Annotated in this window: 16 protein-coding genes and 1 pseudogene; 5 read left to right on the top strand and 12 right to left on the bottom strand. The window is 74.0% G+C overall.

Annotation, left to right across the window (positions count from 1 at the left end; translation table 11 throughout):
- Positions 1-103 precede the first annotated feature (103 nt).
- Entirely contained in the window at positions 104-748 is a 645-nt protein-coding gene (locus tag AB0E96_RS27755; RefSeq protein WP_359828265.1) for a TIGR03085 family metal-binding protein, read from the top strand.
- Between the two features lie 244 nt (positions 749-992).
- Positions 993-1,772: a VOC family protein gene (locus AB0E96_RS27750; RefSeq protein ID WP_359828263.1), complete on the top strand. Its 780-nt coding sequence runs from the start codon at positions 993-995 to the stop codon at positions 1,770-1,772.
- A 116-nt stretch (positions 1,773-1,888) separates the two neighbouring features.
- On the opposite strand, the gene hisF is transcribed toward AB0E96_RS27750, so the two are convergent.
- From hisF to hisD, 8 genes are read right to left on the bottom strand one after another with little or no spacing between them, the layout of a single operon-like run.
- Positions 1,889-2,659, bottom strand: coding sequence for an imidazole glycerol phosphate synthase subunit HisF (gene hisF, locus AB0E96_RS27745; RefSeq protein ID WP_359828261.1), 771 nt, complete (start codon positions 2,657-2,659; stop codon positions 1,889-1,891).
- Positions 2,656-3,129, bottom strand: a complete 474-nt coding sequence (locus AB0E96_RS27740; protein ID WP_359828260.1) for a RidA family protein — start codon at positions 3,127-3,129, stop codon at positions 2,656-2,658. Before AB0E96_RS27740 ends, hisF begins: the two co-directional genes overlap by 4 nt.
- Complete coding sequence (gene priA, locus AB0E96_RS27735; RefSeq protein WP_359828267.1) at positions 3,126-3,851, bottom strand: bifunctional 1-(5-phosphoribosyl)-5-((5-phosphoribosylamino)methylideneamino)imidazole-4-carboxamide isomerase/phosphoribosylanthranilate isomerase PriA; 726 nt, start codon at positions 3,849-3,851, stop codon at positions 3,126-3,128. The genes AB0E96_RS27740 and priA overlap by 4 nt, the downstream gene beginning before the upstream one ends.
- 17 nt (positions 3,852-3,868) lie before the next feature.
- Complete coding sequence (hisH, locus tag AB0E96_RS27730; protein ID WP_359828258.1) at positions 3,869-4,504, bottom strand: imidazole glycerol phosphate synthase subunit HisH; 636 nt, start codon at positions 4,502-4,504, stop codon at positions 3,869-3,871.
- Positions 4,505-4,558: 54 nt separating this feature from the next.
- Positions 4,559-4,711 carry a hypothetical protein gene (locus AB0E96_RS27725; protein ID WP_359828256.1) on the bottom strand — a complete coding sequence of 51 codons (153 nt, stop codon included), beginning with the start codon at positions 4,709-4,711 and terminating at the stop codon, positions 4,559-4,561.
- Positions 4,708-5,301, bottom strand: coding sequence for an imidazoleglycerol-phosphate dehydratase HisB (gene hisB / locus AB0E96_RS27720; RefSeq protein ID WP_049650368.1), 594 nt, complete (start codon positions 5,299-5,301; stop codon positions 4,708-4,710). The genes AB0E96_RS27725 and hisB overlap by 4 nt, the downstream gene beginning before the upstream one ends.
- A gap of 4 nt (positions 5,302-5,305) precedes the next feature.
- Positions 5,306-6,406, bottom strand: coding sequence for a histidinol-phosphate transaminase (locus tag AB0E96_RS27715; RefSeq protein ID WP_359828254.1), 1,101 nt, complete (start codon positions 6,404-6,406; stop codon positions 5,306-5,308).
- Positions 6,407-6,447: 41 nt separating this feature from the next.
- Positions 6,448-7,755, bottom strand: a complete 1,308-nt coding sequence (hisD, locus tag AB0E96_RS27710) for a histidinol dehydrogenase (RefSeq protein WP_359828252.1) — start codon at positions 7,753-7,755, stop codon at positions 6,448-6,450.
- 90 nt (positions 7,756-7,845) lie between these two features.
- On the opposite strand from hisD, the gene AB0E96_RS27705 reads away from it, so the two are divergent.
- The 3 genes from AB0E96_RS27705 (at position 7,846) to ybaK (ending at position 10,783) form a co-directional block, all read left to right on the top strand.
- Entirely contained in the window at positions 7,846-9,426 is a 1,581-nt protein-coding gene (locus AB0E96_RS27705; protein WP_359828250.1) for an oxidoreductase, read from the top strand.
- A gap of 120 nt (positions 9,427-9,546) precedes the next feature.
- On the top strand, positions 9,547-10,275 hold the full coding sequence (locus AB0E96_RS27700; RefSeq protein WP_359828248.1) for an LON peptidase substrate-binding domain-containing protein: 729 nt from the start codon (positions 9,547-9,549) through the stop codon (positions 10,273-10,275).
- A gap of 13 nt (positions 10,276-10,288) precedes the next feature.
- On the top strand, positions 10,289-10,783 hold the full coding sequence (gene ybaK / locus AB0E96_RS27695) for a Cys-tRNA(Pro) deacylase (protein ID WP_359828246.1): 495 nt from the start codon (positions 10,289-10,291) through the stop codon (positions 10,781-10,783).
- 121 nt (positions 10,784-10,904) lie between these two features.
- On the opposite strand, the gene AB0E96_RS27690 is transcribed toward ybaK, so the two are convergent.
- The 4 genes and pseudogenes from AB0E96_RS27690 to AB0E96_RS27675 all read right to left on the bottom strand — a co-directional run.
- The gene (locus AB0E96_RS27690) at positions 10,905-11,657 is read right to left on the bottom strand and encodes a hypothetical protein (RefSeq protein WP_359828244.1); all 753 of its coding nucleotides are present in this window, start codon (positions 11,655-11,657) and stop codon (positions 10,905-10,907) included.
- A 63-nt stretch (positions 11,658-11,720) separates the two neighbouring features.
- On the bottom strand, positions 11,721-12,530 hold the full coding sequence (locus AB0E96_RS27685; RefSeq protein WP_359828242.1) for an ABC transporter permease: 810 nt from the start codon (positions 12,528-12,530) through the stop codon (positions 11,721-11,723).
- On the bottom strand, positions 12,527-13,480 hold the full coding sequence (locus AB0E96_RS27680) for an ABC transporter ATP-binding protein (protein ID WP_359828266.1): 954 nt from the start codon (positions 13,478-13,480) through the stop codon (positions 12,527-12,529). Before AB0E96_RS27680 ends, AB0E96_RS27685 begins: the two co-directional genes overlap by 4 nt.
- A gap of 132 nt (positions 13,481-13,612) precedes the next feature.
- Positions 13,613-14,026 (bottom strand): annotated as a pseudogene (locus tag AB0E96_RS27675) (NYN domain-containing protein); the annotation flags it as partial.
- Positions 14,027-14,314: the final 288 nt, after the last annotated feature.

The raw sequence follows: 14,314 nt of genomic DNA, 5'->3' as shown, positions 1-14,314 counted from the left end.
GGAGCCACTGCGGAGCATTGGCGACCGACGACAACGCGGCGAGGTGCGTGCCCCGGCGTCGCACGCCCGGCGGGAATTGTCAGACACGCCCTAGGCTGACGGCATGTCGAACCACGCGCTCGCCGAACGTCACCGGCTCGCCCAGCTCCTCGCCGCCGCCGGGCCGGACGCCCCCACGCTCTGCGCCGGGTGGACCACCCGGGACCTCGCCGCCCATCTGGTGATCCGTGAGCGCCGGCCCGACGCCGCGGCCGGCATCCGGGTCGGCGCGCTGGCCGGGTGGACGCAGCGGGTGCAGGACGGCTACGCGGAGCGGCCGTACGAGGAGTTGGTGCGGCTGTTCCGCGGCGGCCCGCCGGTGTACTCCCCGTTCGCCCTGCCGGGGGCGGACGAGGCGGCGAACACCGTCGAGTACTACGTGCACGCCGAGGACGTCCTGCGCGCGGCCGGGGACTGGACGCCGCAGCCGGTCCCGCCGGGCCGCGCCGAGGCCCTCTGGCGCCGTCTGCCCCTCATCGCCCGCATGGAGGCCGGCCGCCGCTCCCCCGTGCGGCTGGCCCTCACCCACCCGGACGGCCGTTCCCTCACCGTCGGCCCCGCCGGCTCCCCCACCGTCCGCCTCACCGGCGAGCCCGCCGAGCTGGTCCTGTTCGTCTACGGCCGGGGGGAGCGGACGGCCCTCACCGTCGACGGCGACCCGGACGCCGTGGAGGCCCTGCGACACGTCCTGCCGTTGCCCGCGAAGTAGCGCGTCCGGCGCGCGCCGGCGGTCCGGCGGGGGCTCCCGCCGGACCTGCGAGGACGACGGACGCCGAGAGGAGGGCCGGGCACCCCGCGGCGATCACCGCCCACGAGCTGTTCGACGGCCGCCTCCCGGCTGCGGATGCCGGTGCCCGGGTGCAGACTCGCAGGTGGCCGGGGAGCGGGCGGGCGCGCGCCCGAGGGAACCGTCCCGGTCGCTCTCCGTCGAACCGTCGAAGGGGCCCCCTTTCATGATCACCACCGACTTCCCCCTCGGCTCGCCCTGCTGGATCGACCTGGGCAGCCCGGACATCCCCGCCACCGCCGGGTTCTACCGCCAGGTGTTCGGCTGGACCTTCCTGGAGATCCCCGACGCGATGGGCTACGGCTTCGTCCAGCTGGACGGGAGGACGGTCGGCGCGATCGGCCCGCTCCAGGAGGGTGACCGCTCCTCCTGGACGACGTACTTCCGCACCGCCGACGCGGACGCCGCCGTGAACGCCGTCCAGCAGGCCGGCGGCAAGGTCCTGGTCGGGCCGATGGAGGTGATGCGGGAGGGCCGGCTGGCGCAGTTCTCGGACCCGCAGGGGGCCCGGTTCGCCGTCTGGGAGGCGGGCGACACCAAGGGCCTGGACGCCGTGTCCGAGGAGGCCGCCCTGGTCTGGGCCGAGCTGCACACCTCCGACCAGGACGGCGCCTTCGCGTTCTACCGGGCGCTGTTCGGCTGGCGGGTGCAGAACTTCGAGCCGTCGCCGGGCATGAGCTACCGGGTGGTCTCCACCGCCGAGGGCGACCAGGAGGCCACCGGCTTCGGCGGCATCGCCCCGACCATGTCCCCGGAACAGCCGTCCGCCTGGACGCCGTACTTCGCGGCCGAGGACGTGGACGCGCGGGTGGCGAAGGCGACGGCGGCGGGCGGCTCGGTGCTGATGCCCGCCTCGGACGTGCGGAACGTCGGCCGGATCGCCTGGCTGGCGGATCCGAACGGCGCCCCGTTCGCGCTGATCCACGGCGATCCGAACCAGGCCTGAACGCACGGCGATCCCCACCAGGCCCGAACGCACGACGGCCCGAACCAGGCCTGACCGGACGCGGCAGGGCCCGCCGTCCGGAGTCGGACGACGGGCCCTCGAACCGTACGGGACGGCTACCGCACCGGGTGCCCGGCCTCCCGCAGCGCGTCCTTGACCTCGCCGATCCGCAGGTCCCCGAAGTGGAACACGCTGGCGGCGAGCACCGCGTCCGCGCCCGCGTCGACGGCCGGCGCGAAGTCGGCGAGCTTGCCCGCGCCGCCGGAGGCGATCACCGGCACCGAGACGGCCTTGCGCACGGCCCGGATCATGTCGAGGTCGTAGCCGTCCTTGGTGCCGTCCGCGTCCATCGAGTTGAGCAGGATCTCGCCCGCGCCCAACTCGGCCGCGCGGCCCGCCCATTCGATGGCGTCCAGCCCGGTGCCCTGGCGTCCGCCGTGCGTGGTGACCTCGAAGCCGGACGGCGTCTGCGTCCCCTCGGGGCAGCGCCGGGCGTCCACCGAGAGCACCAGCACCTGCCGCCCGAACCTCTGGGCGATCTCGCGGATCAGCTCCGGCCGGGCGATGGCCGCGGTGTTGACGCCGACCTTGTCGGCGCCGGCCCGCAGCAGCTTGTCGACGTCGTCGACGGCACGGATGCCGCCGCCGACCGTCAGCGGGATGAAGACCTGCTCGGCGGTGCGGCGGACCACGTCGTAGGTGGTCTCGCGGTCGCCGGAGGAGGCGGTGATGTCGAGGAAGGTCAGCTCGTCGGCCCCCTCGGCGTCGTAGAGCTTGGCCATCTCGACCGGGTCGCCGGCATCGCGCAGGTTCTGGAAGTTGACGCCCTTGACCACCCGCCCGGCGTCCACGTCGAGGCAGGGGATGACACGTACTGCGAGGGTCACGGCTGTTCGCCTTCCGGAACTTCCTGGGCTTTCTGGGCCGCCAGGGTCTTTGCCAGTCCGGACCGGTACGCGTCGATCTCGACCTCGACCATCATCCGGGAGTCGATCAGGCCCTCGACCACCACCATGGTGGCCGCCGGGCGTGCGGCGCCGAAGAGTTCACGGTGGGCGCGGCCCACTTCCTCGGCGTCGCGGACGTGGGTGATGTACATCCGGGTGCGGACGACATCGTCGGTGGTCAGACCGTACGCGGCCAGGGCCTTGAGCCCGACGCCGAACGCGGCGAGGGTCTGCCGGTACGGGTCGCCCTCGTGCTCGATCCGGCCGTCCACCCAGGCGGTGGTGCCGGCGACGTGCACGTGGTCGCCCGCGGCGACCGCCCGGGAGTAGCCGAACTCGTCCTCCCAGGGGGAGAATCCGGCAACCCTGCCACGTACGACCTCGCCGCGCACGATCCGACCGTCCGTCATCCGGAAACCGCCTCCAGGGCCTCTTCGAGGGTGAACTTCTGCTCGTAGAGTGCCTTGCCCACGATGGCGCCCTCGACACCCTCGGCGACGAGCGAGGCGATGGCCCGCAGGTCGTCGAGCGAGGAGACGCCGCCGGAGGCGACGACGGGCTTGTCGGTCGCGGCGCAGACGTCGCGCAGCAGCTGGAGGTTGGGGCCGGTCAGGGTGCCGTCCCGGTTGACGTCGGTGACGACGTAGCGGGCGCAGCCCTCCTGGTCGAGGCGGGTCAGCACGTCGAAGAGCTGGCCGCCGTCGCGGGTCCAGCCGCGGCCGCGCAGGGTGGTGCCGACCACGTCCAGGCCGACGGCGATCTTGTCGCCGTGCTCGGCGATGGCCTTGGCGACCCACTCCGGGGCCTCCAGGGCGGCGGTGCCGAGGTTGACCCGGGTGCAGCCGGTGGCGAGCGCGCGGGCCAGCGACTCGTCGTCGCGGATGCCGCCGGACAGCTCGACCTTGATGTCCAGCTGTCCGGTGACCTCGCGCAGCAGCTCGTAGTTGCTGCCGGTCCCGAAGGCGGCGTCGAGGTCGACCAGGTGCAGCCACTCGGCGCCGGCGTTCTGCCAGGCGAGGGCGGCGGCGAGCGGCTCGCCGAAGGAGGTCTCGGTGCCGGAGGCGCCCTTGACCAGGCGGACGGCCTGGCCGTCACGGACGTCGACGGCGGGCAGCAGTTCGAGGCTCATCAGTTCCAACTCTCAGACAGTCAGAGGGTGTTGACCCAGTTGGTCAGCAGGGCGGCACCGGCGTCGCCGGACTTCTCGGGGTGGAACTGGGTGGCCCACAGCGGGCCGTTCTCGACGGCCGCGACGAACGGCTGTCCGTGGGTGGTCCAGGCGACCAGCGGCGGGTTGATCCGCGCGCTGTGGGTCTCCAGCTCCCAGTGCCGCACCCCGTAGGAGTGCACGAAGTAGAAGCGGGTCTCCGGGTCGAGGCCGGCGAACATCCGGCCGCCCTCGGGGGCGTCCACGGTGTTCCAGCCCATGTGCGGGACGACGGGGGCGTCCAGCGGCTCCACCGTGCCCGGCCACTCGTCGCAGCCGGCCGTCTCCACGCCGTGCTCGACCCCCTTCTCGAAGAGGATCTGCATGCCGACGCAGATGCCCATGACCGGCCGGCCCCCGGCGAGCCGGCGGCCGATGATCCAGTCGCCGCGGACGGACTTGAGCCCGCGCATGCAGGCCTCGAAGGCGCCCACGCCGGGGACCAGCAGGCCGTCCGCGGCCATCGCGGTGTCGTAGTCGGAGCTGACCGTGACGTCCGCTCCGGTCCGCTCCAGGGCGCGCTGCGCCGAGCGGAGGTTGCCGGAGCCGTAGTCGAGGACGACGACGTTCTTGCCCATGTTCAGGTGTCCAGTCTCTGTGCGGCGGTCGGCGGGTGCGGGGTGTCCTGCGCCCTAGAGGCGCATGAGGCCGGAGGCCAGGCACATCACGGAGCCGAAGGCCAGCACCAGGATGACGCTCTTCGAGTGCTTCTGCTTCCAGAAGGAGATGACTCCGCCGGCCAGGAAGAGGCCGACGAAGATGAGGATCATCGCGGTATTGCTCACAGCGCACCCTTGGTCGACGGAAGGATTCCGGCCGCGCGCGGGTCGCGCTCGGCGGCGTAACGCAGCGCCCGGGCCAGCGCCTTGAACTGGCACTCCACGATGTGGTGCGCGTTGCGCCCGTACGGCACGTGGACGTGCAGCGCGATCTGCGCCTGGGCCACGAAGGATTCCAGGATGTGCCGGGTCATCGTGGTGTCGTACGAGCCGATCATCGGCGCGATGCCCTCGGGCTCGGTGTGCACCAGGTACGGCCGGCCGGAGAGGTCCACGGTGACCTGGGCGAGCGACTCGTCCAGCGGCACCGTGCAGTTGCCGAAGCGGTAGATGCCCACCTTGTCGCCGAGCGCCTGCTTGAAGGCGGCGCCGAGCGCGAGGGCGGTGTCCTCGATGGTGTGGTGGGTGTCGATGTGCAGGTCGCCGTCGGTCTTGACGGTGAGGTCGAACAGGCCGTGCCGGCCGAGCTGGTCGAGCATGTGGTCGTAGAAGCCGACGCCCGTGGAGATGTCGGTCCTCCCGGTGCCGTCGAGGTCTATCTCGACCAGGACCGAGGTCTCCTTGGTGGTGCGCTCGACGCGTCCGATGCGGGACATGGGGTTACAGCTCCTTGATCACATTGCGGACGGCGTCCAGGAAGGCGTCGTTCTCGGCGGGTGTGCCGGCGGTGACGCGCAGCCACCCGGGCACACCGTTGTCACGGACCAGGACGCCCTGGTCGAGGATGGCCCGCCACACCGCCTGGGTGTCGGCGAAGCGCCCGAACTGGACGAAGTTGGCGTCCGAGTCGGTGACCTCCAGACCCATCCCGCGCAGCGCGCCGACCAGCCGGTCGCGCTCCTCCTTGAGCCGTCCGACGTACCCGAGCAGGGTGTCGGTGTGCTCCAGGCAGGCCAGCGCGGTCGCCTGGGTGACGGCCGACAGGTGGTACGGCAGGCGCACCAGCTGCACCGCGTCGACCACGGCCGGGTCGGCGGCCAGGTAGCCCAGGCGCAGCCCGGCCGCGCCGAAGGCCTTGGACATGGTGCGGCTGACCACCAGGTTGGGGCGGCCCTCGATCAGCGGCAGCAGCGAGGCGCGGTGCGAGAACTCGACGTACGCCTCGTCCACCACGACCAGGCTGGGCCGGGCGGCCTGCGCGGCCTCGTACAGCCGCAGCACGGTGGCGGCGTCCACGGCGGTGCCGGTCGGGTTGTTGGGCGAGCAGACGAACACCACGTTCGGCCGGTGCTCCGCGATCGCGGCGACGGCGGCGTCCACGTCGATGGTGAAGTCGTCGTTGCGCGGGCCGGAGATCCAGGCGGTTCCGGTGCCCCGGGAGATCAGCGCGTGCATCGAGTAGGAGGGCTCGAAGCCGAGCGCGCTGCGCCCGGGGCCGCCGAAGGTCTGCAGCAGCTGCTGGAGCACCTCGTTGGAGCCGTTGGCGGCCCACACCTGCTCCCGGCCGACCGGGAAACCGGTGGTCGTGGAGAGGTACCCGGCGAGGCCCTCGCGCAGTTCGACCGCGTCCCGGTCCGGGTAGCGGTTCAGCCCGCGGGCGGCCTCGGCGACCCGTTCGGCGATCCGGGCCACCAGTTCCTCGGGCAGCGGGTACGGGTTCTCGTTGGTGTTCAGCTGGACGGGCACGTCCAGCTGCGGCGCGCCGTACGGGGACTGGCCGCGCAGCTCGTCCCGGACGGGCAGGTCGTCGATGCGGGTCACCGCGGCCGGAGGGGTCGAGGCGTCCGAAGGGGTCGGAGGAGTCACGAGCCGGGAACCGTCCAGTCGAAACGAGCCTTGATCGCGTCCCCGTGCCCCGGCAGGTCCTCGGCGTTCGCCAGGTTGACCACGTGCGCGGCGACGTCCGCCAGCGCGTCCCGGTCGTACTCGACGACCTGGACGCCGCGCAGGAAGGTCTGCACCGACAGCCCGGAGGAGTGGCAGGCGCAGCCGCCGGTGGGCAGCACGTGGTTGGAGCCGGCCGCGTAGTCGCCCAGCGAGACCGGGGTCCAGCGGCCGATGAAGACCGCACCGGCGTTGACCACCCGGGCCGCGACGGCGTGGGCGTCGCGGGTCTGGATCTCCAGGTGCTCGGCGGCGTAGGCGTTGACGACGGCGAGGCCCTGCTCCAGGTCGTCGACCAGGATGATGCCGGACTGCTTGCCGCCCAGCGCCTCGGCGACCCGCTCACCGTGCTTGGTCCGCGCGACCTGCACGGCCAGCTCGGCCTCGACCGCGTCGGCCAGCGCCGGGGAGTCGGTGACCAGCACCGAGCCGGAGGTGGGGCCGTGCTCGGCCTGGCTGATCAGGTCGGCGGCGACGTCGGACGCCAGCGCGCTGTCGTCGGCGAGGACGACGATCTCGGTCGGGCCGGCCTCCGAGTCGATGCCGATCCGGCCGGCGAAGTAGCGCTTGGCGGCGGCCACGTAGATGTTGCCCGGGCCGGTGACCACGTTGACCGGCGCGCACTCCTCGGTGCCGAGGGCGAACATCGCGACCGCCTGGGCACCGCCGACGGAGTAGACCTCGTCCACGCCGAGCAGCGCGCAGGCCGCCAGGACGGCCGGGTGGACCCGGCCGCCGAACTCCTTCTGCGGCGGCGAGGTGACCGCGATGCCGCGCACGCCTGCCTCCTGGGCCGGCACCACGTTCATCACCACGGAGGACGGGTAGACCGCCAGCCCGCCCGGCACGTACAGGCCGACCCGCTCGACCGGCACCCAGCGCTGGGTGACCGTGCCGCCCGGCACCACCTGGGTGGTGTGGCCGGTGCGGCGCTGGTCCGCGTGCACGGTGCGGGCCCGGCGGATCGTCTCCTCCAGGGCGGCCCGCACCTTCGGGTCCAGCGTCTCCAGGGCCGCGGTCAGCTGCTCGGCCGGGACCCGGGTCGACTCCAGCCGGACGCCGTCGAAGCGTTCGGTGATCTCGATCAGCGCCGCGACCCCGCGATGGCGCACGTCCTCGGCGATCGGCCGCACCTTCTCCAGGGCGGCCGCAACGTCGAACTCGGCACGGGGCAGCAGGTCACGCGGGTCGTCCAGCGAGCCGCGGAGGTCGATTCGAGAGATCACGCCACCCAGTGTAGGGAGTGGCCGGAACCGCTGGTCCCGCATTTCAGTCCGTGATACGAAAGGCGAGACGACCGGGGGACGGGGGAAACCATGGCGGAGCGTGCTCCGGAGGGCTGGAGCGGGGTCGAGCAGCAGCTCTGGGAGGCGTACCGCCAGGGCCGGATCCTGGACCTGCGAACGGGCGACGCGGAGACCGACGACCCCTTCGGCGGGGCCGTCTGGGGCCCCGAGCGCACCGTCCGCGCCGAGGTGCTCGCCCACCTGCTGCTGGCCGGCCCGGAGCCCGCCCCCGGGCGGGTCGCCTCGCTGCGGTTCAGCGGCGTGCGGGTCACCGACTCGCTCAACCTGGCCGGCGCCGCCATCGGCCACTACATCGAACTCCACGAGTGCCGCTTCGAGCACAAGATCCTGGTCTCCGAGGCCTCGGCGCCGACGCTGCGCTTCGTGAACTGCCTGATCCCCCGGCTGGAGGCCTCCCGGCTCTCCACCACCGGCGACCTCCACCTGGCGCGCTGCCGCCTCCCCGAGGGCATCCGGCTCACCGACGCCAAGATCGGCACCGACCTGCTGCTCAACCAGACGCACGTCGGCGGCGACCGCTTCGGCCGGGCCGTCTCCGCCGACGGGATCACCGTCAACCAGGACTTCGAGGCCGAACGCCTGGAGACCCGGGGCGAGTTGAGCATACGCACGGCCCGGATAGGCGGCCGCCTCTCGCTGCGCGGCGCCCAGCTGCACGCCGACCGGCGGCACAACCGCACCTGCCTCAACGCCGTCCGGGTCGTCATCGGCCACACCCTCTACCTGACCGGCTCCGCCGACCTCGGCTGGACCGGCTCCCGCGGCTACTACGGCTCCGGCTACGGCCAGGTCCCGCCGTCCGACGGCCCGGTCACCCCGTTCCGCGCCCACGGCAGGGTCCGGCTGTCCGACTCCCGCTTCGACGGCGCCTGCCTGATCTCCGGGGAGTTCCACCTGGAGGACGACGACGAGCTCTCGCTGCGCCGCATCCAGACCCCCGAGCTGCGCTTCTCCTGCGACTTCCGCCCCACCGGCACCGTGTCCCTCTCCCGCGCCCGGGTCGGCAACCTGGTCGACAAGCCGGAGGCCTGGCCGCTCGGCAGGCACCTGGGCCTCACCGGCTTCGTCTACGAGAACCTGCGCCCGATGCGGCCCTTCTCCGTCCGGCAGCGGATCGCCTGGCTGGAGGGCTCCTCGGTGGACTTCCAGCCGGAGTCCTACGAGCAGCTCGCGGCCGCCCTGCGCCGCGACGGCGCCGACGACGACGCCCGCGAGGTGCTCTACGCCAAGCAGCGCCGGCGCCGGCGCACCCTGCCGCTGCCGGCCCGGGTCTGGGGCGCGGTCCAGGACGCCACCGTCGGCTACGGCTACCGACCCGGCCGGGCGGGCCTGTGGCTGCTGCTCGCCTGGATCCTCGGCAGCCTCTGGTTCGCCACCCACCCGCTGGAGCCGCTCAAGGCCGACGAACGCCCGCACTGGAACCCGGTGCTGTACACCCTCAACCAGCTGCTGCCGATCGTGGACCTCAACCAGGGCGGCTGGAACCCCGGCGGCCTCACCCAGTGGATCTCCGCCGGGCTGGTCGTGATCGGCTGGCTGCTCGCCTCCACCGTCGTGGCCGGCGCCACCCGGATGCTCCAGCGCGGCTGAGCCGGCCGCCGTCCGGCGCGCTCGGGCGGGGCCGCCCGGCCCGGTCGGACGGCCCCGCCGGACGGCCGGGCCGGGCGGCCCTGCGACAAGGCCCCCGCCCGGGGAACTACGCTGTCCGCCGTGACAGAACGGCTGCCGCTCTTCCCGCTGAACACCGTGCTCTACCCGGGCCTGGTGCTGCCCCTGAACGTCTTCGAGGAGCGCTACCGCCGTCTCGTCGCCGACCTGCTCGAACAGCCCGAGGACACCCCCCGGCGGTTCGGCGTGCTCGCGATCAAGGACGGCCGGGAGGTCGCGCCGGTCCGGCCCGAGGAGGGCCCGGCCGGTCCGCTGGACGGCCTCGGCACCGTCACCGGGGACCCGCTGGAGGCGATCTTCCCGGTCGGCTGCGTCGCCGACATCGCCTCCGTCCAGCACCAGCCGGACGGCCGCTACGAGCTGCTGGTCACCGGCACCACCCGGTTCGAGCTGCACTCGGTGGACGCCTCCGGCCCGTACCTGACCGGCGGGATCGAGCCGATCGAGGAGCGTCCCGGCGAGGGCTCCGGCGCCCTGGCCTCCGAGGTCGAACGGGCGTTCCGGGTCTACCAGAAGCGCCTGGCCGGCGCCCGCGAGGCCAGCACCGTCGGCCACCAGGAGCTCCCGGACGACCCCCAGGTGCTCTCCTACCTGGTCGCCGCCGCCTCGGTGTTCGAGACCCCGGTCAAGCAGCGGCTGCTCGCCTGCCCGGACACCGCGCAACGGCTGCGCGCCGAGCTCGACCTGCTGCGCCGCGAGACCGCCGTCCTCAGCTGGCTGCCCTCGCTGCCCGCCGTCGACCTCACCCGCCAGTCCTTCAGCCCCAACTGACCGAGGACCCCGCATGGCCAAGAAGACGAAGAAGGGCGGCCAGGGCACACCTGCCACCGTCGCCCTGGAAGCCGCCGCCGTCCCGTTCACCGTGCACGCCTACGACCACGACCCGGCCGCCGCCTCCTACGGCGGTGAGGCCGCCGAGGTCCTCGGCGTCGCCCCCGAGCGGGTCTTCAAGACCCTGGTCGCCGACGTGGACGGCACCCTGACCGTCGGTGTGGTCCCGGTCGCCGGACAGCTCGACCTCAAGGCCCTGGCGGCGGCCGTCGGCGGCAAGCGCGCCGCGATGGCCGACCCGGCCGCCGCCGAACGCAGCAGCGGGTACGTCCTGGGCGGCATCTCCCCGCTGGGCCAGCGCCGCCCGCTGCGCACCGTCGTCGACGCCAGCGCGCTCGGCCACCCCACCGTCTACGTCTCGGCGGGCCAGCGCGGCCTCGAAGTCGAGCTGGCCCCCACCGACCTGGTCGCCCTCACCGGGGCCCGCACCGCCGCCATCGCGCGCTGAGCCGCGCCCCGGACCACCGGGAACACCCTGAAAACGCCCCGCGCCCCGCGCCCCGGCTCCATGGGAGCGGGGCGCGGGGCGCGGCAGGTGCGTGCCGACGGCGACCGGCCGGGAGCGGGCGTCAGTGCCCCGTACCGCTCCCCGGCCCCGGCCCGGCCCACGGCCCCGTCGGAGCCCCCGCCGGAGGTGCCGCCGGAGGTGCCGCCAGCGGGTTCTGCGCCACCGGCGCCCAGTACGGCGGAGGGTCCTCCTCGCGCTTCCCGAACGCCGCCGAGAGCAGGAGCAGCACCACCATCGCCGCCATCGGCCAGACCAGCAGCGCCCCCAGCGCCCCCAGGTCGATGCTCGCGTCGAAGTGCCCGCCGTTGCCGACCCGCCGGGCCTCGCCGATCAGGTCACTGCTGGGCCCGAGACTGCGGCCGATCCGCCAGCCGCCGATCGATCCGAGCAGCCCGCCGACGGTCAGCCCCAGCGCGACCGCGATGCCGCCACCGCGCCGCCGGGTCACCAGGAAGGCCCCGAGCGCGGTCAGGATCCCGGCGCCCAGGCCGATGAGCACGAACACCGCGTCGGCCCCGGCCCGCTGCTCCCCCTCGGGGTCGGCGTAGAGGATGCGGTCCCCGTCCACCACCAGCGGCACCTTCGGCGCCAGCCAGGCCCACAGCCCGGCCACCACCAGTCCGGCCACCAGACAGGCGACCACGACACCGGCCCCGAGCCGCACCTCCGGCAGCAGCCGCTGCCCCAGCGGGCTCGCCTCCGCCCCGAGGGCGGTGGCCCCGTGCGGCGGCGGCGCGAACGGATCGGACGCTGCGTCCGGCACCGCCTGCACATCGGCGGGGGCGGGATCCGGAGGTGTGTTCGGTACGGTCACGGGGCCCATCGTTTCACGACGGCCACACGAACGACCCACCACCGTACCGACGGAACGCGAGCCCTAGCGGGAGACCGCCCGCCGGTACGCCCAGGTGGCGACGGCCAGCGACACCACGCCCACCCCCGCGCAGACCGCGAGGTCCACGAGCACCAGCGCCCAGTCCGGATCCGGCGCGAAGGTCCGCGCGAAGGCGTCCACCCCGTACGTGGACGGCAGCAGGTCCCGCAGCCACTGCACCGGCTGCGGCAGGTGGCCCGCCGGCAGCACGCCCAGCAGCAGGGCGGCCGACATGCCGAGCTGCCCGAGCATCGTCGCGATCTCCTGCCGCGGCGCCAGCAGCCCGCAGGCCGCCCCCAGCCCCGACAGCGCGGCCCCGGCCAGCGGCACGACCGCCAGCAGCACCCACAGCTGCCCGAGCGGCAGTCCGAACATCACCGCCCCGAACACCGCCGTGGCGAGCGTCCCGGGCAGTGTGAAGGAGGCGTACGCGGCGGCCGCCCCCAGTACCACCGAGGCGGCGGGCACCGGAAGCGTCGCGTAGTGGTCGAGCCCGCCGGTGGCCCGCAGCTTGCCGAAGTACTGGGCGAGCAGGTTCAGCGCGACGAACGCCACCACCAGCACGCTCGATCCGGCGACGACCGACCGCGCCTCCGAGGACTGTCCGGCGTCCACCACGCCCCGCATCATCACCAGGATGCCCACGGACTGGAAGGTGGCCACGAACAGCAGCGGGATGCGCGCCACCCGCGCCCGGGCGAGCTGCGCCCGGTACACGGCCGCGAGCGCCGGCAGCAGCCGGGCCGCGGGGGCGAGGGGGGCGGGGGCGGCCGTGGACCGGTCGGTCCGCGGGGGCACCGAGAGCAGCGTCACTTGGCCAGTCCTCCGTGGCGGCCGCCCAGCTTGAGGTAGGCGTCCTCAAGGCTCGGGGTGGCGAGGGTGAAGTCGTCGAGCGCGGCGAAGGCCGGGCCGGTGGTCACCGCGGCGACCAGTTCGCGGGCCTGTTCGGGGGTGGTGCGGACGGTCCAGCGGCGGCCGGTGCACTCGGCCCGTTCGCGCAGCGCGGCGACGGCGGGCACGCCGAGCGGCGCCTCGTCCCGCCAGACCAGGTCGAGCCGGACGTCGCCGTCCACCAGCGCCTTGAGCCCGCCGGGCGTGTCGCAGGCGATGACCCGGCCGTCGTCCACCACGGCGACCCGGTCGAGCACCGTCTCCGCCTCGATCACGTTGTGGGTGACCAGCAGCACCGTCGTCCCGTGCTCGGCGCGCCGCCGGTCCACGGCGCTCCACACGGCCCGCCGGGCGACGGGGTCCATGCCGGTGGTGGGCTCGTCCAGGACGAGCAGCGGCCGCTCCCCCACCAGGGTCGCCGCGAAGCAGGCGAGCCGCCGCTGCCCGCCGGACAGCTTGGCGAGCGGCCGGGCGGCGATCGGCTCCAGTCCGAGCTCGGCCAGCACGTCCGCGGCCGCGCCGCGGGCCCGCGCCCGGGTGAGTCCGCGCAGCCGTCCGGTGGTCTCGGCGGCGAGCGCCACCGTCAGCTCGTCCAGCGCGGTCGACTCCTGCCCGAGGTAGCCGAGCAGCCGGGCGGCCCGGTCGGGGTGCCGAACGATGTCGTGGCCGAAGAGTTCGACGGATCCCGAGTCGGGGCGCAGCAGCCCGGTGAGCTGGCGCACCAGCGTCGACTTCCCGGCTCCGTTGGGCCCGAGCAGGCCGAAGATCTCGCCGGTGCGGACGGTGAGGGTGATGCCGTCGTTGGCCCGGATCTCGGTGGCGGCCGCGCCGCGCCCGCCGCGGTAGGTCCTGACCAGGTCGCGCACGGCCACGCACGGCAGGGGTTCCTCGGGTGCTCGCCCCGCCGTCTCGTTCACGACCGAAGACTCTACGCGCTCGTACGGGCGAACCGGACAACGGGGCCCTCGGGCCCGTCCCGGGCCCCGGGGCGCCGATCGGCCGGCTCAGTCGTCGACGACCATCGAGCCGCCCGGGACCCGGGCCGCCAGCTCCTTCCAGAACCCGGCCCGGATGGCGTAGCGGTCGTGCTCGTCGATCTGGTCGTCCTTGTGCGCCAGCAGCCCGAAGCGGGCGGCGTAGCGCAGCAGCTCGCCGTCCACCCGGTGCGGGATGCGCGGGTAGTCGGGCCAGAGCACGGTCAGTCTTTCGGAGTCGCCGACGCGTTCGCTCCAGCGGCGGGCGAAGACCTGCCCGACCTCGTGGGCGTCGCCGCCGATGGAGGTGATGTCCTCCTCGCGGTCGGCCCAGCGCTGCTCGGCGGTGGTGAGGTGGGCGAGGGTGGGCAGGCTGTCGCCGGCGGTGACGGCGGGTTCGGGGGCGGGCCGGTCGACCCAGCCGCGGTCCGATGACCACCGCAGCACCGGCCCGGCCTGCGCGACGGCGCCGTGCCCGTTCGTCCCGTGCCCGGTGGCGGTGTGCCCGTTGGCGCCCGGCCCGTGGGGGCCGTTGCCGTTGCCGCCGTTCGCCGCGGTGATCGGGGTGACGGAGGAGGCCCGTCCGGCCAGGTCCTTCGGTGTCGGTACGACCTTGAGCGCGGCGGCGGCCGGCTGCGGCCGGCCGTCGCCGGCGCGGGAGATAGGAAGAGCACACGGCAGAACTACAGTCACACTCCCAATCAACTCGTTTGGCGTCTTGTGGTAGTATAG

This window comes from Kitasatospora sp. NPDC036755 (genome assembly GCF_040636595.1).
Classification (GTDB): domain Bacteria; phylum Actinomycetota; class Actinomycetes; order Streptomycetales; family Streptomycetaceae; genus Kitasatospora.
The sequence above is the reverse complement of the archived record's forward strand: the minus strand, read 5'-3'. Positions and strand labels throughout refer to the sequence as shown.